This window comes from Variovorax sp. 10N420, from assembly GCF_056394705.1.
Genome location: NZ_JBFTIJ010000006.1, coordinates 296,207 through 321,866, shown reverse-complemented (window position 1 = coordinate 321,866; position 25,660 = coordinate 296,207). Strand labels below are relative to the sequence as shown.

Here is a 25,660-nt window from a genome sequence, read left to right as displayed (position 1 = left end):
GGCGTCCGCCGATGGCGTGACGCAGTCATCAAACAATCCTCCAGGAGGTCGCATGGACCGTGTCGATGCGCGCAACAAAGTCGTTGCGATCGCCGCAGGCTTGGCGTGGCGAAAAGGCCATGCCCTTTGATCTCAACTTCGGAGCACACCGATGACTCTCGCCATGGATCAACTCAGTCGTCGTCTTGCCGTGTCTTTGCTTGCCGCAATGGCGCTGCTTGGCGCCGGACCAACTGTTCTCGCGCAGGACAACAAGCCCGCGCAAGAGGTGGCGCCCGCGAAGGACTTGAAGGACGAGCGCGCGCTCGCGCTGCTCAGAAGCATGAGCGACACGCTCGCGGGCGCGAAGACCTTGAGCTTCAAGGTGCGCGGCATCGTGCCAACACACTCGCCGACAGGGCAGTTCGTGAGCCTTTTCGCGTCCTCGCGGGTGGTGATGCAGCGGCCGGACAAACTCTTTGTGGAAGCGCGCGGCGACTTGTTTCCGAGCGACAGCTTCTATGACGGCAAGTCAGTCACCGTGATTGGGGTCGATCGCAAGTTCTATACGCAGCGTGACGCCGCTGGGGGCGCGATCGAGGCACTGATGAACGGCGTGCAGCCGGATTCCGACGCCACGGCGCCTTTCTTTGACTTGTTGGTTCCAGACCCGTACGCCCTCCTGACAAAGGATCTCTCGAGTGCACTCTTCGTCGGCCAGACGGTCATCGGCGGTGTCATGACCCAGCACTTGGCGTTCACCGCCCCGGGACTTGACTGGGAGATATGGATCGGTGCTTCCGACAAGCTGCCGCGCCAAATGGTCGTCTCGTACCGCACGGGCGAGAGGCAACCGACCTTCACGGTCGGAATCTCGGACTGGAAGCTCAATGCGCCGGTGCCGGCGAAGACCTTCATCGCCGCGATCCCTCCCGGTGCGGCGAGACTCGAGTTCAAGCAGATGGGTCAGGCCAAGTGACCGTGAAAAGGAGCGTAGCCATGAATCAGATCAAGACCCTCGCCCTTGCGGCCACTCTTGTGGCCGGCGTCCTGGCTCCGCTCTCCGGCGCGAATGCATGGATCGCCGCTGCGGGCGGCTGGCGAGGTGGTGCCGTGGCGGTAGGCGGCTACCACCCCTATCACCCGTACTACCGTCCTGCCGGTTGCTATGGCTGCGGCGCCGCTGCAGGTGCGGTCGCGGGCATGGCCGTGGGCGCAGCGATCGCGAGCCGCCCCGCCACCGTGGTGGTCCAGCAGCCTGTCGTGGCCGTGCAGCCTCTCCCGGTTGTGGTGCAGGGCGGCCCGCCGCTCGGTACGCAGATGGCTGCGCTACCCGGTGGGGCGCGCAGCATGGTGGTGAACGGCGCCAACTACTACCAGTCCGGCGCCACTTGGTACAAGCCTTACTTCGGCTCCAGCGGTGTGTATTACGAGGTCGTTCCGGCGCCGTGACGACGCTGGTCCGCGGCTCAGCTCAGCACAGAAGAAGCCTGAGTGACTTCGGGCGGCACATAACCCGGCGCTCCCCCGGTGTGTGGGACCAGTCGCTTCTTCGCGAGCTGCTCGCCGAGCACCTGCTTCATGCGCGCCAGCAACTCGCGTGAGTGCTCGTCAGCGTATCTCGGATGTGCGAGGTTGCGCGTCTCGGTGGGATCGGCGGTGAGGTCATAGAGCTCATACTCGTCAGCGGCGCGTTCGCTGACCTTCTCGACCTTGTTGCGGCGCATGAGACGCTCGTCGCGTACACCCGGCACTGTCCAGAACTGAGGGTTGTCGTAGTAGCGCGCCAGTTTGGCCAAGTGCTTCTGACCGTTCACGTCGACCTCGGCAACCACCATCTCGATGTGGTTGGGCTGGATGACGTTGAAGTAGGCGCCGGTCATGCGAGCCCAGATCTGGAATGGGCTCTTCGGGTGCTCGCTGCCCTCGGTGATCTCGTCGTCGGTCATGAAAAGTATCGGTTCGCGTGCCGGCGCCTGGCCGCTCCCGAGGACCACGCCCGACAAGTCGCGGCCCACGAGCGGATGCGCTTCCTTGTGCGTAGCCGACACCTTCTTCAGTGCGGCGGCCGGATCGATGCCTGCAAGTCCCAGCAGGGTCGGAATGACGTCAGCATGGCTCGTCGGCGTGTCGATTGTCTTGGGTCCCTTGAGCAGGGGACTGGCGACCACGAACGGAATGCGGGTCGCCTCTTCGTAGGCGATGTGCCATTTCTGGTGCATACCGCCGTGGGCGCCGAGCATGTCCCCGTGATCGGTGCTGAACACCACGATCGTGTTCTCGAACTGCTTCGTGGCGCGCAGGGCCTCAAGCACGCGCGAGATCTGCTCGTCGACATTGCGCTGCATCTGGAAGTAGAACTTGCGCTGGAGCTCGACCCACGGCTGGGGCGCGAGCATCTTGCCCCAGACGTCGACATAGCTTTGCTGGGCGCTCGGTTTGGTCGACAGATCCTCGTCGTGCGTTGGCGAATTCGGAATCGAGGGAATTTCGCTGGTGTCGAAGCGCAGGCCCTGCGCCAGCCCGATTACGCCGAATATTGCGATGTCATGCGGATTGAGGAACGAGCACACCGTGAGCCAGGGTTGGTCGCTGCCGTCGGCATCGAGGCGCTTGAGCAGTGCGATGGTGTCGTCCGCCGTGAAGGGGTCGCGGAGCGTGCCGGTGTTCTGCGGCCCGAGCCCGTGGGGCTCCGGCCCGACCCACTCCGAAAAGCCGTACGGCTCCATCAGGTCCGCCTTGAGGCAAGTGGCGATGTTCTCGGGAATCGGCGCGCCTTCCTTGGTCAGCGTCTGCAATTGTCCTTCGCCATCCGGCGCTGGCAGGTCCCTGTGGGCCACGTGCCATTTGCCCTTGTAGAAGGTCCGGTAGCCGCCAGCGCGGAACCAGTCGCCCATGGTCGGCACCGTGTCAGGCGCGAGCCAGTGCATATCCGCACTGTCCGGTCCTTTGCAAATCCCATCCGTCTGGGTGACGCCGTGCAGCGACGGATACTGGCCGGTGAACAACGATGCACGGCTGGGTGTGCAGGCTGCCGACATCGCGTAGTGGCGCTCGAACGACACGCCCGCGTCGTGCAGGCTCTGCTCTCCCTTGAGCACTTCACGGCGGAAAGTCTTCAGGTCCTCGTTCTCATAGGACGGCGGAAATCGCTGCTGGTCGGTCAGGATGAGGAAGATGTTCGGCTGCTTTGGCATATACATCCCTTCGATCGATTGATCTCGCGGTCATTGACGAACCAGCTGCGCAGCGACAGAGCGCCGCATCTCGGATTGTCGAGAGGGCCGCACAGGCAGGCAATCCCGGCAGCTACCTATCTCCACGTACGGGCTCTCTGGCCAATGGGGGCTTTCGAGTTCGACTTGCTCTGACCCCGGCCTTGCTGCTGCGATCGGGCATCGGATGGATCGACGGACCGCGGCCCGTCGGATCTCGCTTCAGGCGGTCGGGCCGTCTGTCAGCGGAGTGAAGCGTGGAGCGCCGCGGGCCGTGAACTCGCCGGTTGGCCTGACGCTGTAGATGCTTCGCGCCGCGTTGTGCGGGTGCCGCGCCGCCTCGGCGAGACTCAGCACCGGTGCAAAGCACACGTCGCTTCCTTCGAGCAGCATCGACCAATGCGCCCGCGATTGGCTTGCGAACAAGGACGTGAATCGCGCCTTCAGCGTTGGCCACGTGGTCTTGTCGTACTGGGCGGACGGGTTCACATCGGCAAAACCGAGCTTCTCCAGCAGCAGTGCGTAGAACTGCGGTTCGAGTGCTCCCAGTGTGATGAAGCCGCCGTCGGCGCAGGCATAGACGTCGTAGAACGGCGAGTCGTGGAACGGGCTCGGTTCGGGTCCATCGATCTGGCCGCCGGAGCGCACCATCTGCGCGATGCCACCGAGCATGGCGAGCACGTCGACGATGGCGCCATCCACGACGCGTCCATGGCCGCTCTCACGCGCGTCGAACAGCGCGCAGGCAATGCCGAAAGCCAACCCGAGGGCACCGGCGGCATCTCCGACGACGGTCGGCGGCACCATCGGTCTTTCGCCGCGGCGGGCGGACAAGGACAGCAATCCCGTCAGCGCCACGTAGTTCAGATCGTGGCCCGCCGCCTGGGCCAAGGGCCCGCTCTGGCCCCAGCCGGTCATGCGGCCATAGACCAGCCGCGGGTTGCGCGTTGCGCAGTCGGCAGGGCCGAGCCCGAGTCGTTCCATGACGCCCGGCCGGTTGCCCTCGATCAGCGCGTCCGCGGCCGAGACCAGCGCCATCGCCTCGGCGATCGCGCCCGGCTGCTTCAAGTCGAGCGCGACGACTGCCTTGCCGGCACGCATCGGGTCTTCGCCGCCGCCTCCCAGTTGCGCGCTCACTGCGCCTCGAGAAGGGCGCGTGATCAGCGTCACATCGGCACCCATGTCGGCAAGCATGCGGCCGGCCAGCGGACCGGGGCCGATGCCTTCGAACTCGACGACGCGTACGCCTTGCAGCGGCGGGTTCATGGCGCCAGCTTTCGTGCGATCAGGTCCTTCATGATTTCGGTGGTGCCACCGTAAATACGCTGGATTCGCGCGTCCGCATACAGCCGCGCGATCGGATATTCGGCCATGTAGCCGTAGCCGCCGAACAGCTGGACGCACTCGTCGACGACCTTGCCCTGTTGTTCGGTGCACCACCACTTGGCCATGTACGCGGCCTCGTCGTCGAGCGTGCCATTGAGCATGCGCTGGATGCAGTCGTTGACGAAAGTGCGCACCACGTGCGCGAGGGTGGCGCATTCAGCAAGCTTGAATCGCGTGTTCTGGAAGTCGAACACGGTCTGGCCGAAGGCCTTGCGCTGCTGTGTGTATTCGACCGTGAGCTCGACCGCGCGCTCGATCACCGCCGCTGCCGGTACGCAGAGCAGCATGCGCTCATACGGGAGCTGGCTCATCAACTGGATGAAGCCTTCGCCTTCCTTCGCGCCAAGCAACTGGTCTGCCGCCACGCGCACGCCATCGAAGAACAGTTCGGCGGTGTCCGATGCATGCTGGCCCAGCTTTTCGAGGCGGCGGCCGACGCGGAAGCCCGGCAGGTTCTCGGTTTCCAGCACCATCAGCGACACGCCGCGGCTGCCCGCATCGCCGGTGCGTACCGCGACCACGAGCAGGTTGGCCGTGAAGCCGTTCGTGATGAACGTCTTGGCGCCATCGATCACGTAGTCGTCGCCATCGCGCCTGGCCCGGGTGCGCAGCGCCTTGAGGTCCGAACCGCAACCGGGCTCCGTCAGCGCAATGCCGGCCAGCAATTCACCACTGGCGAGCTTGGGCAGCCATCGCTTCTTCTGTGCCTCGGTCCCGTAGTCCAGGATGTAGTGCGCGGCAATGGTGTGAACGGCGGAGTTCGCCGGCACTTCGGCCTTGGCGAGTTCGTCTTGCACCACGAGCTGATAGGCCACCGATGCACCGGCCCCTCCGTACTCCTCGGCGAGTTCGGGCAGCATGAAGCCCATCTGACCGAAGGGGCGCCAGACTTCGCGCGGGATGTAACCCTGGCGTCGCCATCCTTCAAGGGATGGCACCAGTTCGCCGACGACATAACGGCGCACCTGGTCGCGAAAGGCTTCGATGTCTTCGTCCATCCAGCGATGGCGGTAGAGCTGTGGCAGCATGGTTCAGATCCCCGTCAGGCCGCCGCTGCACATCAGCGTCTGGCCGCTCACGTAGTCCGACTCGGGGATGCACAGCAGATACACCGCGCCCGCGGCCTCTTCGGGCGTGCCGCCGCGGCCCAGTGGGATGCTTCGCTCCATCATCGCCATCAACTCGGGGTTGACGCCGACCTTGATCTCGCGGCCCTCGATGTTGGCCGTGGACTCGCCGGCCGCACTGGTGGTCAGGCGCGTCTTGATGAAGCCATAGGCCACGCAGTTCACGGTGACGTTCATGCGCCCCCATTCCTTGGCCAGGGTCTGCGTCATCCCGACGATGCCCGCCTTGGCCGCGGAGTAGTTGGTCTGGCCCGCGTTGCCGAACAGCCCGGCCACCGACGAGATGTTGACCACCTTGCGCATCACGCGCTGTCTCGCCTCCGTTTCGGTCTTGCCGAGCGCGCGAATCACCGGTTGCGCGGCGCGCAGGATGCGAAACGGTGCCGTCAGATGGCAGTCCATCATGGCGTACCACTGCTCGTCGGTCATTTTCTGAATGACGTTGTCCCAGGTATAGCCGGCGTTGTTGATGATGATGTCCAGGCCCTTGTATTCGCTGACGGCAGTGCCGACGAAGCGCTCGGCAAAGTCCGGCGCCGTGACGCTGCCGACGCAGGCGACGGCCTGGCCGCCAGCCTCGCGAATGGCCTGCACGGTTTCCTGGGCTGGGTCGCTGTCGAGGTCGTTGACGACGATGCGCGCGCCTTCGCTGGCCAGCTTGAGTGCGATCGAACGGCCGATACCGCGGCCCGAGCCGGTGATGAGGGCAACCTTGCCCTCGAGTTTGCGTGTCATGTGGGATGTCTCCTGGGGTGAGGTGTTCAAGGCAATGCAACGAGTGCAATGCCCGCGATCTTGGTTTGTCCGAATTGGTTGGCGCTTTGCAGTTCGATGCGCACGCAGCGCTCGCCGTTGTGCTCGAGTTTCTCGATCACCCGACCGCTGCAGCGCATCGCATTGCCGAGGTGGGTGATGCCCTGGAAGCGCGCTTCGAACTGGCGCAAGCGGCTCTGCGGCGTCCAGCCGGTGAGCAGGCGGCCCAGCCAGGCCATGCCGAGCATGCCCTGCGCAAAGACGTCCGGCATGCCGGCACGACGTGCGACGTCGATGTCGATGTGGATCGGGTTGTGGTCGCCCGAGGCGCCGCCGAAAAGAGCCAGCGTCGTGCGATCGACAGGTGGAAGCTGCAGCGCGGGCAGCTCGTCGCCGACTTGGACGGTATCGAAGGTAGGCAAGGTCATGTGAAGGTCCTTCAGTTGCGGCAGACAAGCACCGTGCGCAGTTCGGCCAGGAGCTCATCGCGCTGGTTGGTCGCGCGCGCGGTCTTGACGACGAATTCGAGTGCGCCGTTCTTCTTGTCGTAGATGTCGCTGATGGATGAGCGCACCGTTACCGTGTCGCCCACGCAGGCGGCGCGGTGGTAGCTGAAGCTCTGCTCGCCATGCAGAAGCCTCGCGATGGGGATCTGCAAATCCGCGAGCATGCGCTCGGAGGCGCCGGAATCGAGTTCGGCCGCGAACAGAAAGGTCGGCGGCGCGGGCAAGTCCGGGTAGCCGGCATCGCGTGCGGCGGCCGCATCGGTGTAGACGGGATCGGTCTCGCCGATCACCTTGGCGAAGAACTGCAGCCGACTGCGCTCGATGGGCAACACCGACGCGGGCAGCTCATGGCCGATCCATTTCTTGTCGATCATGATTTCTCCCTCAGACGCGTTCGTACAGCGTGACCACGCAGGCGCCGCCCAGGCCGAGGTTGTGTTGCAGCGCCAGTTGGGCGCCTTCGACCTGACGTTGCTCGGCAGTGCCGCGCAGCTGGTGCGTCAACTCGAAGCATTGCGCCAGGCCGGTGGCGCCCAGTGGATGGCCCTTGCTGAGCAAGCCGCCCGAAGGGTTGGTGACGACCGTGCCGCCATAGGTGTTGTCGCCGTCGCAGATGAACTTCTCCGCGCCGCCCACCGGGCAGAGGCCAAGCGCCTCATAGCTCACCAACTCGTTCTGTGCGAAGCAGTCATGCAGCTCGACGACATCGATGTCTTGCGGTCCCACGCCGGCGGCCTCGTAGACCTGCTGCGCGGCCGAGCGAGCCATGCTGAAGCCAACCACTTCGCGCATGTCACCTGCCTTGAAGGTGATCGGCTGGTCCGTCGTCATGGCCTGCGCCTTGATGCGAACCTGGCGATTCAAACCATGGCGCTCGGCGAACTCGGACGAGCAGATGATTGCCGCCGCCGCGCCGCAGGTGGGCGGGCACGCCATCAGGCGCGTCATGACGCCGGGCCACATCATGGGAGCATTCAGCACGTCCTCTTCGGTGATCACGGTGCGGAAGAGGGCGAGCGGATTGTTGGCCGCGTGGCGGCTTGCCTTGGCGCGGATCTTGGCGAAGGTCTCGAGCTTCGTGCCGAACTCCTTCATGTGCGCGAGGCCCGCGCCGCCGAAATAGCGCAAGGCCAACGGCAGGTCGACGTCGGTCAGCGCCGCGGCCTGTTCGTCGAAGCGCTCGAACGGGCTCGTCCGGTCCGTGTACATCGAGCCGAGCGCGCCGGGGCTCATCTGCTCGAAGCCCAGCGCCAGCACGCATTCGGCGGCACCGCTGCCGACGGCCTGGCGCGCCAGGAAGAGCGCGGTCGAGCCGGTGGAGCAGTTGTTGTTCACGTTGACGACCGGAATGCCGGTCATGCCGACTTCGTACACGGCGCGCTGGCCGGCGGTGGAGTCGCCGTACACATAGCCGACATACGCCTGTTGAACCAGCTCATAGCCGATGCCTGCGTCGGCCAGGGCCTGGCGGGTGGCCTTGGCGGCCATCTGCGGATAGGGCTCGTTGGCGCCTGGCTTGGTGAAGGGGATCATGCCGACCCCGCTGACAAAGACGTCACGGTTCATGGAGGACTCCTGGAGGTGCTGAAGAGGGCAGCGGGATCGCGCCCTTTGAATGGTTCGATGGTAGGAATTCGTTGCCCCGCCGGCGATGACACATCGCATCGATCGCATGGCAAAAGGCATCGGCTTGCCGGGACATGCCCTGCTGTCAGGCCACTTGCCGGGATTGCGCTTGCCAGAAGGGCTCGCGCAGCTTGGTCTTGAGGACCTTGCCTGCACCGGACAGCGGCAGCGCTTCGGTGAAGACCAGGCTGCGCGGGCATTTGTAGCCAGCGATCAGTGACTTGCAGTGGGCGATGAGCGCTTCCGCGGAGGCTTCCTCGCCGGGCTTGAGAACCACCACCGCATGCACCGATTCGCCCCAGTCCGCGCTCGGAATGCCGATGACCGCGCAGGCCGCAACGGCGCGATGCTGGGCGAGGGCGTTCTCGACTTCGGCCGAGAAGACGTTTTCTCCGCCGGTGATGATCATGTCTTTCAGGCGGTCGGCGATGAAGATGAAGCCGTCCTCGTCCATCCATGCGCCGTCGCCGGTGTGCATCCACGCGTCGCGCACGGCCTGGGCGGTCATCTCGGGCTTGTTCCAATAGCCTTGCATCACGTTGGGGCCTCGCACCACGACCTCGCCGACGGTTCCGCGGGGCACTTCGTTGCCCTGTTCGTCGACGATCTTGACCTGGGTAACGAAGCTGGCCCGACCGGCTGCGCGCAACTTGCCGCGTTTGCGGCCCTCCACCGTGTGAGTCCAGGCGGGGTTGATGGTGGCAACCGGCGAAAGCTCGGTCATGCCGTACGCCTGCACGAAGCTCACGCCGGGCAGCGCGGCCATGGCGCGGTCGACCAGGGCCTCCGAGATGGGCGCGGCGCCGTAGATGATGGTGCGCAGCGCGCTCAGGTCGCGCGGCTTCTGCATCGCCGCGTGGTCGACCATCATCTGGATCATGGTCGGGACCATCAACACATGAGTGGCGCGGTCGCGCTCCAGCACATCAAGGACCCCTTCGGGATTGAATGCCGGAATGATCGAATGGGTGTTGCCCTCCAGCCAGTGCGCCATGGCACAGCCCATGTCGGCAAGATGGAACATCGGGGCCGCATGGAGGTAGGTCCCCGCAGGCGAAGCGAGCCCTTCGGCCCGCGCGGCAAGCGCGGAGCTGCACAAATTGGTGTGGCTCAGCATCACGCCCTTGGGAAATCCCGTGGTGCCGCCGGTGTAGAAGATGCCGGCCAAGTCCTCGCCGCGTCGCAGGGCATCGGGCACCGGGTCCGTGATTGCGATCAGCGCTTCATAGCCGTGCATGCCCTCGGGCACCTCGCCATCGCCGCAATAGACCACTTCACGCAAGGTGCGCGAACTGCGCCGGAACTGCTCGGCCATCGGGCGAAAGGTCTCGTCGACCAGAAGGATCGTCGAGCCAGAGTCGTCCAGCGAATAGAGGATCTCTGCAGCAGTCCAGCGGATGTTGCAGGGATTGAGAACGCCACCGGCCCAAGGCACGGCCATCTGGTATTCGAGGTACCGATCGGAGTTGAGCGACAGCATCGCGACGCGATCGCCGACCTGCATGCCGAGCCCTTGCAAGGCACCAGCAAACCGCGCTACGCGATCGACCAATTGCCCGAAGGTGCGATGGCGATCGCCACAGCGCACTGCAACGCGCTCGGGGTGTTGCTGCGCCGCCCGGTGCAGGGATTGCGTGAGATACATGGTGCTTGTCTCCATTCGGCCACGGAAAAACGTGGCCCATTGATATGCACCCGATCGTAGGAAGCGCCGGCCTCGCGCACGATTGCGCAATGCCCTGATCCGATGGCAAAAGACCTCACTCCCGCGAAGTCCGGATCACCTTCCGCTGCGGCGATAGGCTCCGGGCGCGCTGCCCGTCCATCCCTTGAAGGCCCGCTGAAAAGCCGCGCTGTCCGCAAACCCAAGCTCATAGGCCAGCGCCGCCAGCGAAATGCCGCTGGTGTTCAGCCGGACGATGGCCGTGTCGCGGCGGAGTTCGTCCTTGAGCGACTGAAACGAAGTGCCTTCGCTCGCAAGGCGCCTCTGCAAAGTGGAGGTCGACATATGCAGCGCTTCGGCCGTGGCGACAAGATCGGGCCATGCGGGCTGCGTGCCCTGCAAGTGACGTCGCACGCGCGCGCTCACAAAGTTATCGACTCGCCTGGGAACGATGATTTCGGCCTGCGCATAACGAAGTGCCGTGCGCACTTCGGCTTCCGTGCGTCGCACCGGTTCTTTCAACCAGGCAGCCTGGAACCAGAAGGTCGACCGCACGCAATCGAAGTGCAGCGGCGCAGGAAACGCCTGGCCGTAGCTACCGGCGTAAGCGGGCAATCCGAACGCGAAATCGAAGCGCTCCGCGGGGAGTTTGCCGCCGATCAACCAGGCAAGCTGGCGCCAGAACATCCGAAGAAAGAACTCGTGAAGAAAGTTCGGATAAATGACCGAAGCGTTCGCGAACTTCAGCGACAGGCCTGCCAATGCGCCGTCTTGCACAGGCTCCAGAAGCACATCGTCCTGCAGCAGCCAAAAGGCGCGAGCGATCCGGCGCATCGCCAGTTCGAGCGTTTCGGCCCCGACAGCAGACAGGGTGATCAAGCCGAGGCTGCCAGGCTTCAAGGGCCGCGACAAGAAGCCGAGGCATTCGTCGTCGAGGCGCTTCATCAGGATACGGAACAGTTCGGAGTACTGACTCGCTGTCACCCGGGCGCTGGCCTGTTGCATGAGCGAGGGAGCGATGCCGGCTTCGAGCAGGAATTCGTCGCAGCCCTGGCCGCGCGCGTGGACACCCGAAAGCATCCCCTGCACAAAGGTCATTGGAATGGTGACGGGCGGAGGCAGCATCGAATGGGAGAGGTGTCGACCTCGGTGCTCAGACGCTGGTCAATCGTCGAGTGGTGGGCGATCGAGTGGTCTGCAATCATCTTATCGCGATGAATATCGCTTCCTGCAGAACGCATCGTCGCCGCTGCGCTTGCAGATCGCTGCGGCGGCCGCGGCGGCATCCTGGTCCATTGGACTGAGCTTCAGCGCGTTTTCCAGTGTTGCGAGCGCCAGTCGGTCCTGGCCATCGCGCTCGAGAGCCAGCGCATAGACATAAGCGAAGCGAGCGTTGTCCGGCGCAAGTTCTGCGGAGCGACGCAAGTGCACGAGTGCCTGGTCGAGACGGCGTTGGCGCAGCAGTGACAAGCCCAGGGCATGCTGGGCGGTGGCGTCGCCCGGAAACTTCGCGGCAACATCTCGCAGCAGCAATTGCGCATCGTCCTCTCGACCTTGGGCGCGATACACGTCCGCGAGATTCAACGAAGACGCGGCCATGTCCGGTGCCAACTCGATCGCCTTGTTCAGCGCTGCCTCCGCCTGTTTCCACTTGGCCTGGTCCGCATAGAGGGTGCCGAGGTTGTCATAGGACTCCGGACGATCGGCGTTGAACAACTGCACCTTGACGTATTCATCGACGATCGCGGAAAGCTGCGCCCGGTCTTTCGCGTCCCATCCTGCGACCGGCACACCGGCCAGCCAGCGGGCGACGGACATGCGAACGGCCTTGACCGGATCGGCGAGCATGGGGCGCAGCCATTGGGAGCGGATCTCTGGTGGCGCGGTGGCCAATGCTTCCACCGCCGTTCGCCGCACCAACGGATCGCGGTCCTGCAGCAGCTTGCCGATCTGGTTCAGCCCTTCAGGCCCCATCGCGGGCACGGCCCTCGACAACGCGCTGGCACGCGCAATCGACGATTGGCCGGCGTCTTCGAAGACCTTCGACAGCAGCGACAGCGCCTTCTCGTCGCCCTTGTCGAAGGCCGCGAATGCGGTCTGCAGCGGCGGGTGACGCGCTTCGATGCCCGGATACCAGCGCAGCAGCGCTTGCGAGGCCCACTCCGGCGACTTGTCGACATGGCACTTGTTGCAGGCGTTCGGAATCCCGGTGCCCACCGAAAGATCGGGCCGCGGCACGCGGATGCCGTGGTCGTGCCGCGGGTCGATGGACATGTAGGTCGTGGTCGGCATGTGACATGCGACGCAACTGCTGCCCTTGGAATTCAGTTCGTGGAAGGTGTGGGTCTGCGCCTCGTACTTGGCCGGCGCATGGCATTGAAAGCACACGGCGTTGCCCGGCGCGCGCAGCTGGAGCGAATGCGGGTTGTGGCAGTCGCTGCAGGTCACCCCCTTCTGGTACATCAGGCTCTGCTGGAAGGACGCGTAGTTGTAGACCTCGGCCTTCATCTGCCCGTCGGGCCAGAACAGGGACTTGTCCAGCAGCGAGGGCACGTGCGTGTCCAGCAGCGGCTTGCCATGCACGTAGTTGTCCGAGATCTGGCTGCGATGCGAATGGCATTGCGCGCACAACTCGACCTCGGCCCTGTCGGGCGATACGGCCGGGCTGCGCACCGCGTTGCCGGTTTCCGCGCTGATGTTCCATTGCGCATCCTTGCGGTCCCGAAGCAGCTGCGCCAGTCCCATCGTGGCATCCGACAGCCGTGCTGCTCCTGACAATCCGGACCAGGCCACATGGCGCGACCCCGGGCCATGGCAGCTTTCGCAGCCGACATTTCCTTCAGACCACGTGCTGCCGTAAGTGCGCGTGACGACGTCGAAGTTCTTCTTGAAGTTGGTCGTATGGCATTCGGCGCACATGAAGTTCCAGTTGTTCTGGCGGCCCGTCCAGTGCAGCGGGTCGCCGGGCTTGACGTTTTGCCCTGCGTGCAGATCGAACCAGCGCTGGCCTCCCTTGCCCTGCGGGCGGGCATCCCAGGCCATCGTCAGCGCCTGCATGCCTTTGTCGGGCATCGGAACCAGGAACTGCTGCAGCGGATAGACGCCGAGTGTGTGGGTCACCTCGAACTCTTGTTCGCGTCCGTCGCGATCCTGCGTCTCGATGTAGAACTTGCCGTCGCGCTGCCGGAAACGCGACGTGATGCCAGCTTCGGTGAAAGCTTCTCCGCGGAAGGGCGCCAGCACGGTCGCGGGCGTCGCGTGCTGCATCGCCAGATCGTGGTGCGAACCTTGCCATGCCTGGCCTTGAGCCTGGTGGCAGGCCACGCAGGCCTGCGACCCGACGAACCTGGCGGCTGACGAAGGCGCATCGGCGCCCGAGGCGATCTTGCGAGGCCCGGTTTGCGGCGAACCCAGCAGCCAGGCCAGCACGAGCAACCCGGCGCCGACAGCCAGCGCAATCGCAACAAGCCGGCCTTGCTGGATGCGCACGGCGCGGGCCTCAGGTGTGAGCGTGGCGGGGGCGCGTCGTCACCCGTCCACCCGCCGCACTGCGCCTGCGCAACTTGCGCAATCCAAACACGATGGCGGCGATCAAGACGACGATCAGGAGCACCGCGGCGGCCAGAACGCCTGCCATCTGCCGAACCAGCACCGGCCAGTTGTTCTTCAGCAGCTGAAAGAGAGGGTTGTAGCCGGCGGGCGGATTGATCACGCCGTTCTGGCGGATGTAGTCGTCGTACTTGGCCAGCATCGTCTTCATCAGTTCAGGTTTCTCGGCGCTGAGATCGCGCGATTCGGTCGGGTCCGACTTGATGTCGTAGAGGTGCCATTGACCGTCGAAGAACGGCGCAACATTGCGGCTGATCTTGTAGTCGCCAAAAAACAGCGCGCCGGCCCCCGTCGCTTCAAAGCCGACCGTGTAGTCGGCGGGGTGGATCGACGGCGCATGTCCCTCCAGATAGGGCAGCATGCTCGTGCCGGTCGGACGGTTCAGCTTCTTGCCCTTGTACACGTCGCCGGGCATGGGGATGCCGGCGATGTCGAGCATGGTCGGCAGAAAGTCGGTGACGTAGGCGAACTGGTCGGTCATGCCGCCCGGCTTGATGCGCTCCGGATAGCTCACGATGAATGGCACCCGCATGCCTCCCTCCGCGGACGTGCCCTTGAAGCTCGCGAAGGGGGTATTGGACACTTCCGCCCAGTCCTGCCCGTAGTGGACATAGCTGCCCTTTTGCCCCAACGTTTCGATGCCGAGCGCATAGTTCACGTGATACCAGAGCTTGAACGGCAGGTTGAGGTTGTTGAGCTCGAAGGGGTCCGCGCCGTTGTCCGACATGACCACGAAGACGGTGTTGTCCAGTTGGCCGGTGCGCTTCAGGTAATCGCGGAACCGGCCGATGTGCTGATCCGCGCTGTCCAGCATCGCTGCGAAGACTGACATCTTCTTGGCATAGAGCTTCTGGTCCTTGGCGTCCAGGCTGTCCCAGCTCTTGCGCAGCACTGTCTCGGGCAGCTTCAACCCGGCGGGCACCAGGCCCATGTCGACCTGGCGCTGATAGCGCTCGGAACGCAAGTTGTCCCAGCCCTGCGTGTAGCGATCCTTGTACTTGTCGATGTCCACTTCGGGTGCCTGCAGTGGCGAATGCACGGCCTGGAAGGCGAGCACGGCAAAGAAAGGCTTGTGGGCGTCGTTGCCGTTCTTGCCGTCCTCGACATAGCTGATCATCCGGTCGACGTAATGCCGCGTCGAGTAGAAGTCGGCAGGCAGCACGGCGCGCTTGCCGTCTTCCCACCAGACGGCCTCCATGTTGAGCGGCGCGTAGACCTTGGCTTCGAAGTTGTCGGCGCCCGTCTGCTCCAGGGAGATGTACCGGTCCCAGCCTTTTGCGCCGGGCGCGTGATCGAGTCCGTCACCCATGTTCCATTTGCCGGCGAAGTAGGTGGCATAGCCGCCGTCGTGCATCAATTGCCCAAGACTGTGCGCGTTCGGGCTCAGGAAACCCTCGTACCCGGGCTGGCCCTTCTGGTTGTCGGCCATCACGGGGCGCAGCGAGCCTGCGCCGGCGCGATGGTGGTCAATGCCGGTGTGCATCATCGCGCGGGACGATTCGCAGGTCGATGCAGTGTGGAAGTTGGTGAACCGGACGCCGGATTTCGCGATGTCGTCGATGTTGGGTGTCTTGATCTCGCTGCCATAGGCGCCGAGGTCGCTGAAGCCGGCATCGTCGATCACCACGAACACGATGTTCGGGCGAGGCTGCGCTGGCTTGTCGGCGGGGTCGGCTGTCGCGCCGTGCACGCTCGACACCAGCAGCGCCGTGGCGGCGAGCGAACACGTCAAGCCTCGGACCTTGGCCCATCTTTTCGTCATTTGTCTGTCTCCGGTCTTTGTGCGGCAAAACGCCGGGCGGCGAACGCGCGAGATGGGAGTTTGAACACGCGGCAAAAATGTGTCCAACGCAAAAATAGCCCGAGTACATTGCGTTTCATGCAACCTGACCCGAAGCTCGCCACCGACCTGCGTCGCTTGACGCACTTGATCGCCTTGGCCGAAGAAGGTCGCTTCTCGCGCGCCGCCGTGCGCGTCCACCTGAGCGAAGCGGCCTTCGGGCGCAGCATCCGAAGTCTGGAGGATCAGGTCGGCATGCGATTGTTCGACCGGGATGCCCAGCGGGTGTCGCTCACCCAGGCCGGCCAGATGGTGCTCGAGCGTGCGCGCGCCCTGGTCTTCGACAGCAGCTGCCTGCAGCGCGACATCGAACTGATGAGGCAAGGCGATGCCGGCGAACTCGCGATCGGTGCCGCGCCCATTCCCGCGGCCATCATCATGCCGAGCCTGTTGTCCGAGCTTGGCCGCAACAGCCCGCGGCTCGTCACGCGAGTTCGTCTCGGCAACCTGATGGCCCTGATCGAAAAGCTCGAAGCGCAGGAACTCGATTTTTGCCTCGGCGAGCCCAGACTGCTGGCCCGTAGCAGTCGCTATTCGACCGCTTTGGTCGGTGTGCAAGGTGGGGCCCTGTTCTGCCGGCCGGGCCATCCCATCGAGCGCATCGGCAAGATCGACGTCGAGGTCCTGCGCCGCTATGGCATCGCCGGAATTTCTGCGACGCACTCCGTCATGGAGCACATTGCCGTCAGCTACGGCTTCGAATCGGTGCATGACTTTCCGCTGACGGTCGAATGCGATGACCTGAACCTGCTCGGCCGCCTTGTTGCCGAAACCGACGTGCTGGGCCTGTTGCCCGACGGGCTGACCGAGGCGAGCAGGCTGGACCTGCGCCGCCTCGACATCAAGGTGAAGGCACCTTTGGCGGTCAACATCCACGCCATCTGGTTGAAGGGCCGGACGATGTCGCCGGCGGCGCTGCGTGCGGTGAGCCTGGCCCGGCAGATCGCGGCGCGGCAGAGCGCTTGATCCGCGCAACGGCCGTTACGGCGCAGTGTCTTCCGTTGAAGCGAAGAGTGGTCCATTACGATTGACGGTATGCGTACTGCGATCTACTACTTGCTGATGCTTCTGCTTGGATTCGCCTGGTACAAGTTCGGGCAGAGCCTGCTTCGGAAGGGCTATCGCGACGAGAACGGCGAACTCACGAAAGGACTCATGGGGCCGATGGGATTCCTCGTGACGGCCGTTGTGACGTGCGGCCTCCTGTTTGGCTTGTTGCGTGCGCTGTTTCGAGGTGAGGTGTCTTGCGTGGGCAGGGGTTGCAAGATGCAGATCTACACCTTGGCGGCACATGCTGGCGAGTACTGGGCCAACGTGTCATACCTCGCGTGGATGGTGCTCGGGCTTGGCTATGCGATGTATGTGACGTTCAAGATCTGGTTTCGAGCGCCTGAGGCCCTCGAGACAAAGCAGGGGACACGATGGCACTAGCTGAAGAACTTCCCGAGTTGTTCGAGCGCTTCGGGCGCGTGTCGGCCCGGCGCATGTTCGGCGGTCACGGCGTCTTCCACGAAGGGCGTATGTTCGGGCTGGTGATTGGCGAGCGCCTGTACCTCAAGACCGACGAGGCGAGCCGATCCGATTTCGAATCGAAAGGGATGGCGCCCTTCGCGTACATGCGATCAGGCAAGCTGACGCAGACCTCGTATGTCGAAGCGCCGCCCGAAATCTACGAAGACCGCGAGGAAGCGGCACGCTGGGCCCGCTTGGCCTGGGAGGCTGTCCTGCGCAAGGGCGGCGCGACCGTGCGACGCAAGACGGCGACTCGGAAGAAGTGATCAGAATGACGTTGTTGGCGCCGGCCTGCCAGCACAGCAGCAGAACAGCAGAACAAGAGAAGACTGCCTCACCACTCCACTGGAGTCGTTCGTGACCACCTCAAGCTGACGTCCTCATGGATGAATTGTCGAAGCTGTTCCAGGACCTGATGGCATTCGCTGCTGTCGTCGACGCCGGGGGATTCAATGCTGCAGGCGCGAGGTTCGGGGTTCCACCCTCGCGGCTGAGCCGCTCGGTCGCGGCGCTCGAAAACAACCTGGGCGTCCATCTTCTTGTGCGCACCTCGCGGCGTTTCACGGTGACCGATATTGGCCGGCGAACCTACGACGATGCGGTGAGTGTTCGCGCGCGGTTGCAAGGCGCTGCGGCCGCTGCGAGCGATTCACGCGGCGAACCCTCGGGCTTGTTGCGGGTTTTGTGTCCAATGGCGCTGGCTTCGGCCTTGGTCGGCCGTATCGCAATCGAGTTCATGATGCGATATCCCCGCGTGAAGATCGTGATCGAGTCGACCGATGGCAGGAGCCGTCCCTTCATGGCGCCAGCAGACCTGGCCATACAGCCGAGTCTGCAGCCACTTCGCGATTCGAGCCTGGTCGCACGTTGTCTGGCGAATGCGCACTACGCGGTCGTGAGCGCACCGGGTCTGGCGCACGAAATCCCCGAGGATCCCGGACCGACAGACTTTCCTTGCTTTCCGGCGGTGGGATGGACGTTCTTCCCCGATCCTGCGCATTGGTCTTTGCAGCATTCCCGCCATGGCAGGCATGAGATCACCGTGGACGTGCGCTTCAGCACCGATAACCTGCTGCTCATTCGCGAAGCGGCACTGGCAGGCGTGGGTGTCGCACAGCTGCCGTATGTACTGTGCCGCCGGGACATCGAAGAAGGCCGCCTGCGCGTGATCGCGCCCGACTGGGCTGCACCTCAGGTCGGCATCTACGCGCTGTATCCCTCGCGGCGCGCCCTCACGCTGGCGGGTCGCCGGTTCATCGATGCTTTGGAAGAAGGCATGGCCTCGCTCGAACGCGATCCGCGCTGACCCGGATCGTTGCACCTCTGGAACGCTGCATTGCGGTGGCGGCCTTATGCGAAGTACGCGCGATGCCTAGCATTCTCCCTAGCCGCTCGCGCCCGGGCGGTGCATCCACAGGAGACATATGCAAACAGACGCGCTTCGCGCAGCGGCCACACGCCGGCGCTTCCTGCTCTCAAGTGCCGCACTGGCAGCCGCGCCCCTGGTGGGCTGCGGCGGTGGCGGTGATAGCGGCATCGGCATCGGTGTCGGCGGCGATGCCAATCTCGTGGCCGCAACCGCGTCCGGCCGTTTTCGCGGCCGACAGCAAGATGGCGTCACTTCGTGGTTGGGGATTCCCTATGCGCAGCCCCCTGTAGGGCCGCTACGGTTCCAGGCGCCGCGACCGGCCCAGCCTGCAACCGGAATCGTCGACGCCGCTGCTTTCGGGGCAGCCAGCCTGCAGACCGTCGGAGGCATGGTGTCCTGGATCTATCCATCGCCGGACCTTCAAAGCGAAGACTGCTTGACGCTCAACGTCTGGAGCCCATCAGGAGCTCAGCGCCTGCCGGTGATCGTCTGGTTTCATGGCGGCGGCTTCCGCACCGGCGCAACCGGTATGCCGCTCATGAACGGCAAGTTGCTTGCGCAGCGCGGTGTCATCGTGGTCACGGCCAACTATCGGTTGGGTGCTCTCGGCTTGCTGTCCCATCCGGACTTCGCCGATGCCGGCAATGGCTCGACGGCAAATTGGCAATTGCAGGACATGGACGCGGCGCTGCGATGGGTGCGCGACAACATTGCCGCGTTCGGCGGCGATCCAGCGCGTGTCTGCGTCGTGGGCCAATCGGGTGGCGCCATGCACACGGCGATGCTGGCCCAGAACCCTGCGTACCGCAGCACTTTCCACAAGGCGGTGCTGCTCAGTCCGCCGAACGTGACACCGCCGGCCTCGTTGACCATGACGGATGCAGCGGCCTACACCGAACTGCTCGCGACGAGTTTCGGTACCACGCCCCGCGGGCTGCGGGACCTGCCGGCAAAGGCGTTGCACGATGCCGAGCTGGCTCAGAACGCGGCGCCTTTGCCGGCAGGATTCACCTCGGGTGCGTCACCCTACAAGCTCGCGCCCGTCGTCGACGGCAAGACCTATCTGGCGGACTGGACTCGGCGCGACTGGCCGTCGGACCTGCCTGTCGTCATCGACTACACGCTCGACGAAGGCGCTTTCTGGTGGGACCTCTACGATCCGGCGACCAACACCATGCTCACGCCGACACCTCCCGCCACGCTGCCAGCCCTGGGCGCCGCGCTGGCGGCCCAACTCGGCGGCCGAACCGACGCTGCCAATACAGTCATCGACGCGTATGTTCAAGCCGCGCTTGCGGAAGGACGGCCGACGACGCCATCGCTGCTGTGGACGGACATCTTCGGCGACCAGTTGCTGCGCAATTTCGGAACCCGCTATGCAGCGCGTCTTTCCACGGCCGGTGTGCCGGTTCGCTTTGGTACCTACATGCACGCGGTCAAGGCGCCCGGGCGTGGCGTGCCGCACTGCGCTGATGTTCCCATGCTGTTCGGAACCTACGGACTGAACTACTACCGCGACAAGCTGGGTGCCGCACCGCAAGAGGCGCAGTTATGCAACCAATTCATGGCGGCCATGGTGTCGTTCGCCAGCGAGGCGCAACCCACGCTCGGCACAGGCGAGACCTGGCCGCTATATCGGCCCGGCACCGCCACTGCCGTGCGCTGGGGCGAAGGCGCAACAGGCGACACCGTGCTGGGTGCGGTGCCGAAGCTGAATCAATTGAAGGTCTGGGATGCTGTGTTGGGCTATTGACCTGCGGCTCTAGGGCCGAGCCTCGAAGACAAGGTTGAACGGCGTTTGCGCGGCGCGCCGAAAGCGACTGAACCCGCCTTCGCGCGCGACGGTGCCCAAGCGCTGCTCGCCGGCCTGGGCGCCAAGCCCGAGCCCCACTTCCTGCGACAGCGAGCAGGGCGTGCAGACCATCGTGGAGGCGCTGTAGTAGATGCGTCCGACCGCATTGAGGTTGTCCTCCAGCCGATCGTTGGCGAAAGGCTCGACGATCATCCACATCCCGTCCGGCGACAGCGTCTCGCGCACGTGCCTGGCCGCTCCCACCGGGTCGCCCATGTCGTGCAGGCAATCGAAGAAGGCGACGAGATCGAAATCGCGGCCAGGATACGTCTTCGCGCCAGCCACCTCGAAGCTGACGCGATCGGCGACGCCCGCCGCGGCCGCGCGCTCACGTGCAGCGTTGATCGAAGGCTCGTGATAGTCGTAGCCGATGAAGGTCGAAGCAGGGTAGGCCTGGGCCAGCACGATCGTCGAAGCGCCGAAACCGCAGCCGACATCGGCGACGCGAGCGCCTGCATGCAACCGCTCGCTCATGCCGTCCAGCGCCGGAATCCAGCTCGGCTCCAGGTTCGCGTTGTAGCCGGCCCTGAAGAAGCGTTCCGTGCCTGTGAACAAGCTGGGGTGGTGTTCGTGCCAGGCGAGGCCGGTGCCGTCGCGAAATGCCTTTTGCACCTTGTCGATGTCGTAGAACATCGACATCAGGCATTCGAATCCGCCGCCCATGAAGGCAGGGCTGCTGTCGTCCGCCAGCACCAGTGCGGCTTCGGGCGAGAGTGTGTAGGTCTGCGCATTCGGGTCATAGTCGACGAAGCCGCTGGCGGCCTGCGCGCTGAGCCACTCCTGTGCGTAGCGCAGACGCAGATGCGTGCGTTCGCTGAACTCATCCACCGATATCGGCCCGGCGCCCGCCATTGCCTTGTACAACCCGAGGCGATCACCCAGGATCACTAGCGGCGCACTGGCCAACGCGCCGAACTCGGTGACCATCCTGTCGAGCAGGGCGTTGAGCTTGTCGTTGTCAATTTGCTGCATGGCTTTGCTCCTCGAGGTTGCATTGGCTCTCTGTAATTCGGGCGCCGCGCTACTGCGGTTACGTCAGAAAAAAAAGCCGCAGATCGGCCCGCTGCGCATCATGGTCACTCGACCACCGCTGGCTATACTCCGACCCGTCGCGCACACTCAGCGTGACCGGGTTTGACAGCTCGACCAGCACCCCTGCGACGAAAGCCGCAGTGACTCCCGCGGGACCTGCGGCTCTTTCGTTCGCGCGCCATTTTTAGGCGGCTCGGATGGGAGGGCTCACGCCCTGCCGGTTCTCGCAAGGGGTGCCCGGTCTGTCAACCCGTTCGAGCTGCCGCCTACGTTTGACAGCGAGGGCGGCGGTTTTTGCAAATCGCACCCTTTGGAGGCCATTGATGGTCCACCCTACTTGCGCGCTCGCGCGCCACCCAGACGTTCCGACACAAGGCAATCTCGCCACGCTCACCCAACAAGCAGTCGGCGAAATCAACGCATTGAAGGAGGCCTATCGCGCTGCCGGATGCATCCACGGTCTTGTCGTGTCAGCGCGCGCAGCACGCGACGATGAGTTCTTCACCACCCCGAACGATCTGCGCGCCCTGATCACGCTGGTCAATTCAGAATTCGAGCGTCGCCTTCAGATCGTCAAGGCAACCATCGCTTCGATGCCATTGCCTTGAACGCCGCGCGGCTTCCTCAGATCCTCAGATCTCCCGATCGAGCCCGCGCGCCCGCAGCACGGCCTTCAGGCGCCGCACTTCGTGCTCCAGATCGAGGATCAGCGCCGCAGCGTCGAGGTTCACGCCGAAGTCGCGCTCCAGCCTTCGCGCAGCCAGCGCGCATTGCAGGTCCGTGCTCTGAAAGCGCCATTGCTCAGGGCTTTCGGCGGGCGCTTGCGATTCGATGATGCCGACCTCGATCAACTGCACCACCCACTCGATTTCCGCGCCGCAGGCGTGGGCGAGTTCGGTGGCGGCGAGAGGGTGCAAGGCGCTGAGCGCCGTGGTCGTGACGGAAACTGTGGCCATGGTCGTCAAACTCCGAGATGGCGGCGCGGATTGAAGGGGGCCGCCTGTGCAAGTTGTTCGTAAGCCTTGCGGGCCGCGTCGGTGTCGGCCGGCGGCAGCGCAATTTCAAGCAGCAGATAGAGATTGCCTGGCGGCTTGCCTGGAAGACCGCGTTCCTTCAACCGAAGCTTGAGGCCATTGCGCGCGTTGCGCGGCACGGTGACTTCGACGACTCCGCCTGTCGGCGTGGGCACCTGCACCTGTGCGCCCAGCGCGCCTTCGGTCGGCGTGATCGGCAGCGTCATGTAGAGGTCGCGGTCTTCGATGCGATAGAGCGGATGCGGCGCGATGCGCACTTCGAGGTAAAGGTCGCCGGCAGGCTCGCCACCATGGCCGGGCATGCCCTGGCCCGCCAGGCGGATGTACTGCCCGGGATGGACGCCGGCCGGGATCTTCACGCTCAGCGTGCGCGTCTTCCATTCGGGCATGCCTTGCGCGTTGATCTCCTGCGAGCGCAGCGTGATCTCGCGCTCCGCACCCTTGAGCGCATCTTCGAGCGCAATTTCGATCGCGGCGTGATGGTCTTCGCCGCGCGCGCGGTAGTTTCGGCGCTCGGCACCGCGGCGTTCGGCCGCGCCGAAGAGCGACGAGAAGAACTCGCTGAAGTCCGCGTGATCGGCCGGCCCGGCGTGCGGCCCGCGATGGAACTCGAAGCCTTCGTCCCAGTTCGGCGGTGGCTGAAAGCTGCCGTCGGGGCTGCCGCCGCGCGCGACGTGGTCGGCGAGTTGGTCGTAGGCCATGCGCTTTTCCTTGTCGCGCAGGACGTCGTTGGCTTCGTTGACGTCGCGCATGCGCGTCTCGGCGTCGGGCTCCTTGCTGACGTCGGGGTGGTATTTGCGCGCGAGCTTGCGGTAGGCCTTTCGGACCTCGTCTTCGGAGGCGCCGCGCTCGAGGCCGAGGATCTTGTAGTAGTCCTTGAATTCCATGTCGCTTGTTTCCTGAAGATCCGGCAGATACGAGGAGGAGGGTCAGGCCAAGGCTGCGCCGCCTTCGACCTGCTGCATCAGCGGTGTCATGCGCCAAATGGTGCCGCTGCGCTCGAAACGCAAGGGCTGCGCGTTGCCCAGCACACTGAGGTCGACTGGCACGCCGATGAGCGCTGCGAGCGCATAGAGCGTGCCGCCGTGCGCGACCAGCAGCACCGGCCCGGGATGCGTCAGCGCGTGTTCGAGCGCGATGCGCGAGCGCTCGACGAACTCGGCCAGCGTTTCGCCACCCTCGGGTTCGCAGGCCCAGTCGATGTGGAGCGACGACGTGCCGATCAGCGCACCGAAGTTGCGCTCGCGCAGACCTTCGAGCACCACGGGCGCAATGCCGTGCGGGCTCGATACGGTGTGCGCGGTGGTCAGCGCGCGATGCACGTTGCTGCTCACGATGCTGCGGATCGGCTCGCCGGCCAGCAATTCGGCGGCGCGTGCCGCCTGCCGCAGTCCGAGCGCGCTCAGCGGCTCGTCCACCGACTGGAAGATCCGCCGCGCATTGCATTCAGTCTGCCCGTGGCGCAGAAAGTAGAAGTGGTCGCACGCCGGTGCGAGCGGTCGTTCGGCCGCCAGGGCGGCGAGTTGTCGGAGGCCAGGGGGGGCGGTCATCTCAAAGAAGCCATTCAATAGGAAGAATTTCGAGGAAGTCGATCCAGAGACGCTGGAGGGCGTCCGAGCCTGGTTCGGTGGTGAGCGTGGCCTTGCCTTCGGGGTCGTTGTCGATCCATTCGATTTTCTCGCCGTCCGGCTGAAGGCGCACTTCATAGGCCTTCGACGGAATGACCGTTTCGAACTGATTGGTGAGCATCCCGGCGAATTCGGGACTGTCGATGACCACGCCCATCTCGGTGTTGAGGCGCGAAGAGCGAGGGTCGAGATTGAATGAACCGACGAAGATGCGTTCGCGGTCCACGGCGAAGGTCTTGGCGTGCAGGCTCGATGCGGAACTTCCGCCGCTGCCGCTGCCGCCGCTGCCCGGAAAGCCGCGCTCCCGGTCGCCGCTGCCGCCGGCGGCGTTCTTGCCGCTCTTGTCCGGTGGAGGCACGGCCGCACCAGGCTTCAATTCGTAGAGCACCGCGCCGCTCTTGAGCAGTTCCTTGCGGTACTTGGAGTAGCCGGCATGCACCGGGCTGACATCGGTTGCGGACAGCGAGTTGGTCAGGATGCGCACCTTCACGCCGTTCTCGGCCATGGTGCTCAGCACCTTCGTCCCTTCCTTGCCGGGCACGAAGTAAGGCGACACCAGGTCGATCTCGCGCTTCGGATTGCCGAACAACTCCCGCAGCGCCGGGGCCATCTGGAGATCGGTGCGCGTGGTGGGTTGGAGCACCTTCTCAGGGTCGTCATGGATGACGTGCGCCGCCGTCCATCCGAAGCTGAGCTGATGCTCGGCCAGCTCGCGCATCAGCGGCGTCTGCCGCACCGATTCGGCGTAGCGAATCGCCTCGGGGTTCTGGCGTACCTTGTCCCAGCCGGCGCGCAGGGTTGCTGCGCTTCCGGCCGGAGCGGGCGCCATCAGGCTCGAAGCCGGGTAGGCCGATGCGCTGTTCCAGAACAGGTCGAACTGGTTGGACACTTCGCTCACGACCGGTCCGATCGCCAGGACGTCCAGATCCTGGAAACCGACTTCCATGTTGGCGCCGTAGTACTCGTCGCCCACGTTGCGGCCGCCGACGATCGTGGCCATGTTGTCGGCGGTGTATGACTTGTTGTGCATCCGCCGGTTGACGCGCGAGAAATCGAGCGCAAAGTCGCCGACCCTGAAGCCGCGATTCGCGAAGGGATTGAACAGGCGGACCTCGATATTGGGATGCGCATCCAGCGCGGCGAGCGTGGGGTCGAGCCCGCCGGTGTTGGCGTCGTCGAGCAGCAGGCGCACGCGCACGCCGCGCTCTGCTGCTTGCCAGACGGCTTCCCAGAGCAGTTGGCCCGTGGTGTCGGCATGCCAGATGTAGTACTGCAGATCGAGGCTTCGCTCGGCAAGCCGTGCCAGGACGATGCGCGCGGCAAAGGCGTCCTCCGCATTCGAGAGCGGATGGATGCCGGACTTGCCCGGATGGGCCGCGACGAGCGGAAGCACGTCCTTGCCGAGCCGGGTGTCGGCCGTCTGGGTAATGGCGGTGGACGGCGTTCGCTCGACATGGCCCGGCAGGCTGGCGCATCCGGTGATGAGAAGGGCGAGGGCTAAGGCGACGAATACACGTGGGGCAATCATG

The 25,660-nt window shown here is 64.6% G+C and carries 24 protein-coding genes; 8 read left to right on the top strand and 16 right to left on the bottom strand.

Annotated features, from left to right (window positions below):
• Nucleotides 1–151: 151 nt before the first annotated feature.
• Entirely contained in the window at nucleotides 152–958 is an 807-nt protein-coding gene (locus AC1DEK_RS17895; protein ID WP_478126612.1) for a DUF2092 domain-containing protein, read from the top strand.
• Nucleotides 959–978: 20 nt separating this feature from the next.
• Nucleotides 979–1,431, top strand: a complete 453-nt coding sequence (locus AC1DEK_RS17890; protein ID WP_478126611.1) for a hypothetical protein — start codon at nucleotides 979–981, stop codon at nucleotides 1,429–1,431.
• A 17-nt stretch (nucleotides 1,432–1,448) separates the two neighbouring features.
• Here the strand turns inward: AC1DEK_RS17890 and AC1DEK_RS17885 are convergent, their stop codons facing one another.
• From AC1DEK_RS17885 to AC1DEK_RS17835, 11 genes are all read right to left on the bottom strand, one after another.
• On the bottom strand, nucleotides 1,449–3,176 hold the full coding sequence (locus AC1DEK_RS17885; protein WP_478126610.1) for a sulfatase family protein: 1,728 nt from the start codon (nucleotides 3,174–3,176) through the stop codon (nucleotides 1,449–1,451).
• 240 nt (nucleotides 3,177–3,416) lie between these two features.
• Nucleotides 3,417–4,460 carry a CaiB/BaiF CoA transferase family protein gene (locus AC1DEK_RS17880; protein ID WP_478126609.1) on the bottom strand — a complete coding sequence of 348 codons (1,044 nt, stop codon included), beginning with the start codon at nucleotides 4,458–4,460 and terminating at the stop codon, nucleotides 3,417–3,419.
• The gene (locus AC1DEK_RS17875; protein WP_478126608.1) at nucleotides 4,457–5,608 is read right to left on the bottom strand and encodes an acyl-CoA dehydrogenase family protein; all 1,152 of its coding nucleotides are present in this window, start codon (nucleotides 5,606–5,608) and stop codon (nucleotides 4,457–4,459) included. Before AC1DEK_RS17875 ends, AC1DEK_RS17880 begins: the two co-directional genes overlap by 4 nt.
• 3 nt (nucleotides 5,609–5,611) lie before the next feature.
• Nucleotides 5,612–6,442: an SDR family NAD(P)-dependent oxidoreductase gene (locus AC1DEK_RS17870; protein ID WP_478126607.1), complete on the bottom strand. Its 831-nt coding sequence runs from the start codon at nucleotides 6,440–6,442 to the stop codon at nucleotides 5,612–5,614.
• Nucleotides 6,443–6,468: 26 nt separating this feature from the next.
• Nucleotides 6,469–6,888: a MaoC family dehydratase gene (locus AC1DEK_RS17865; protein ID WP_478126606.1), complete on the bottom strand. Its 420-nt coding sequence runs from the start codon at nucleotides 6,886–6,888 to the stop codon at nucleotides 6,469–6,471.
• An 11-nt stretch (nucleotides 6,889–6,899) separates the two neighbouring features.
• Nucleotides 6,900–7,340 (bottom strand): MaoC family dehydratase N-terminal domain-containing protein, encoded by a 441-nt coding sequence (locus AC1DEK_RS17860; protein WP_478126605.1) that lies wholly within the window; start codon nucleotides 7,338–7,340, stop codon nucleotides 6,900–6,902.
• 10 nt (nucleotides 7,341–7,350) lie between these two features.
• Nucleotides 7,351–8,532: a lipid-transfer protein gene (locus tag AC1DEK_RS17855; protein ID WP_478126604.1), complete on the bottom strand. Its 1,182-nt coding sequence runs from the start codon at nucleotides 8,530–8,532 to the stop codon at nucleotides 7,351–7,353.
• Nucleotides 8,533–8,677: 145 nt separating this feature from the next.
• Complete coding sequence (locus AC1DEK_RS17850) at nucleotides 8,678–10,252, bottom strand: acyl-CoA synthetase (protein WP_478126603.1); 1,575 nt, start codon at nucleotides 10,250–10,252, stop codon at nucleotides 8,678–8,680.
• A 120-nt stretch (nucleotides 10,253–10,372) separates the two neighbouring features.
• Nucleotides 10,373–11,353 (bottom strand): AraC family transcriptional regulator, encoded by a 981-nt coding sequence (locus AC1DEK_RS17845; RefSeq protein ID WP_478126602.1) that lies wholly within the window; start codon nucleotides 11,351–11,353, stop codon nucleotides 10,373–10,375.
• 108 nt (nucleotides 11,354–11,461) lie between these two features.
• The gene (locus tag AC1DEK_RS17840) at nucleotides 11,462–13,744 is read right to left on the bottom strand and encodes a tetratricopeptide repeat protein (RefSeq protein WP_478126600.1); all 2,283 of its coding nucleotides are present in this window, start codon (nucleotides 13,742–13,744) and stop codon (nucleotides 11,462–11,464) included.
• A 10-nt stretch (nucleotides 13,745–13,754) separates the two neighbouring features.
• Complete coding sequence (locus AC1DEK_RS17835; protein WP_478126599.1) at nucleotides 13,755–15,626, bottom strand: arylsulfatase; 1,872 nt, start codon at nucleotides 15,624–15,626, stop codon at nucleotides 13,755–13,757.
• Between the two features lie 117 nt (nucleotides 15,627–15,743).
• Here AC1DEK_RS17835 and AC1DEK_RS17830 point away from each other — a divergent pair, with 117 nt between their 5' ends.
• The 5 genes from AC1DEK_RS17830 to AC1DEK_RS17810 all read left to right on the top strand — a co-directional run bounded on the left by AC1DEK_RS17830 (nucleotide 15,744) and on the right by AC1DEK_RS17810 (nucleotide 20,338).
• Nucleotides 15,744–16,670 (top strand): LysR family transcriptional regulator, encoded by a 927-nt coding sequence (locus AC1DEK_RS17830; RefSeq protein WP_478126598.1) that lies wholly within the window; start codon nucleotides 15,744–15,746, stop codon nucleotides 16,668–16,670.
• Between the two features lie 69 nt (nucleotides 16,671–16,739).
• Entirely contained in the window at nucleotides 16,740–17,135 is a 396-nt protein-coding gene (locus AC1DEK_RS17825) for a hypothetical protein (protein ID WP_478126597.1), read from the top strand.
• Nucleotides 17,126–17,482 (top strand): TfoX/Sxy family protein, encoded by a 357-nt coding sequence (locus tag AC1DEK_RS17820; RefSeq protein ID WP_478126596.1) that lies wholly within the window; start codon nucleotides 17,126–17,128, stop codon nucleotides 17,480–17,482. Before AC1DEK_RS17825 ends, AC1DEK_RS17820 begins: the two co-directional genes overlap by 10 nt.
• Before the next feature lie 116 nt (nucleotides 17,483–17,598).
• Entirely contained in the window at nucleotides 17,599–18,522 is a 924-nt protein-coding gene (locus tag AC1DEK_RS17815; RefSeq protein WP_478126595.1) for a LysR substrate-binding domain-containing protein, read from the top strand.
• A 118-nt stretch (nucleotides 18,523–18,640) separates the two neighbouring features.
• A complete protein-coding gene (locus tag AC1DEK_RS17810; RefSeq protein WP_478126594.1) occupies nucleotides 18,641–20,338 on the top strand; it encodes a carboxylesterase/lipase family protein in 1,698 nt (565 codons plus the stop codon).
• Nucleotides 20,339–20,347: 9 nt separating this feature from the next.
• Here AC1DEK_RS17810 and AC1DEK_RS17805 read toward each other — a convergent pair whose 3' ends face one another.
• On the bottom strand, nucleotides 20,348–21,409 hold the full coding sequence (locus AC1DEK_RS17805; RefSeq protein WP_478126593.1) for a class I SAM-dependent methyltransferase: 1,062 nt from the start codon (nucleotides 21,407–21,409) through the stop codon (nucleotides 20,348–20,350).
• A 383-nt stretch (nucleotides 21,410–21,792) separates the two neighbouring features.
• Here AC1DEK_RS17805 and AC1DEK_RS17800 point away from each other — a divergent pair, with 383 nt between their 5' ends.
• Complete coding sequence (locus tag AC1DEK_RS17800; RefSeq protein ID WP_478126592.1) at nucleotides 21,793–22,077, top strand: hypothetical protein; 285 nt, start codon at nucleotides 21,793–21,795, stop codon at nucleotides 22,075–22,077.
• A 24-nt stretch (nucleotides 22,078–22,101) separates the two neighbouring features.
• On the opposite strand, the gene AC1DEK_RS17795 is transcribed toward AC1DEK_RS17800, so the two are convergent.
• From AC1DEK_RS17795 to AC1DEK_RS17780, 4 genes are read right to left on the bottom strand one after another with little or no spacing between them, the layout of a single operon-like run.
• Nucleotides 22,102–22,425, bottom strand: a complete 324-nt coding sequence (locus tag AC1DEK_RS17795) for a chaperone modulator CbpM (RefSeq protein ID WP_478126591.1) — start codon at nucleotides 22,423–22,425, stop codon at nucleotides 22,102–22,104.
• A gap of 5 nt (nucleotides 22,426–22,430) precedes the next feature.
• Nucleotides 22,431–23,390 (bottom strand): DnaJ C-terminal domain-containing protein, encoded by a 960-nt coding sequence (locus AC1DEK_RS17790; RefSeq protein ID WP_478126590.1) that lies wholly within the window; start codon nucleotides 23,388–23,390, stop codon nucleotides 22,431–22,433.
• Between the two features lie 42 nt (nucleotides 23,391–23,432).
• On the bottom strand, nucleotides 23,433–24,053 hold the full coding sequence (locus tag AC1DEK_RS17785; protein ID WP_478126589.1) for a histidine phosphatase family protein: 621 nt from the start codon (nucleotides 24,051–24,053) through the stop codon (nucleotides 23,433–23,435).
• A 1-nt stretch (nucleotide 24,054) separates the two neighbouring features.
• Nucleotides 24,055–25,659 carry a phospholipase D family protein gene (locus tag AC1DEK_RS17780; protein ID WP_478126588.1) on the bottom strand — a complete coding sequence of 535 codons (1,605 nt, stop codon included), beginning with the start codon at nucleotides 25,657–25,659 and terminating at the stop codon, nucleotides 24,055–24,057.
• Nucleotide 25,660 lies beyond the last annotated feature (1 nt).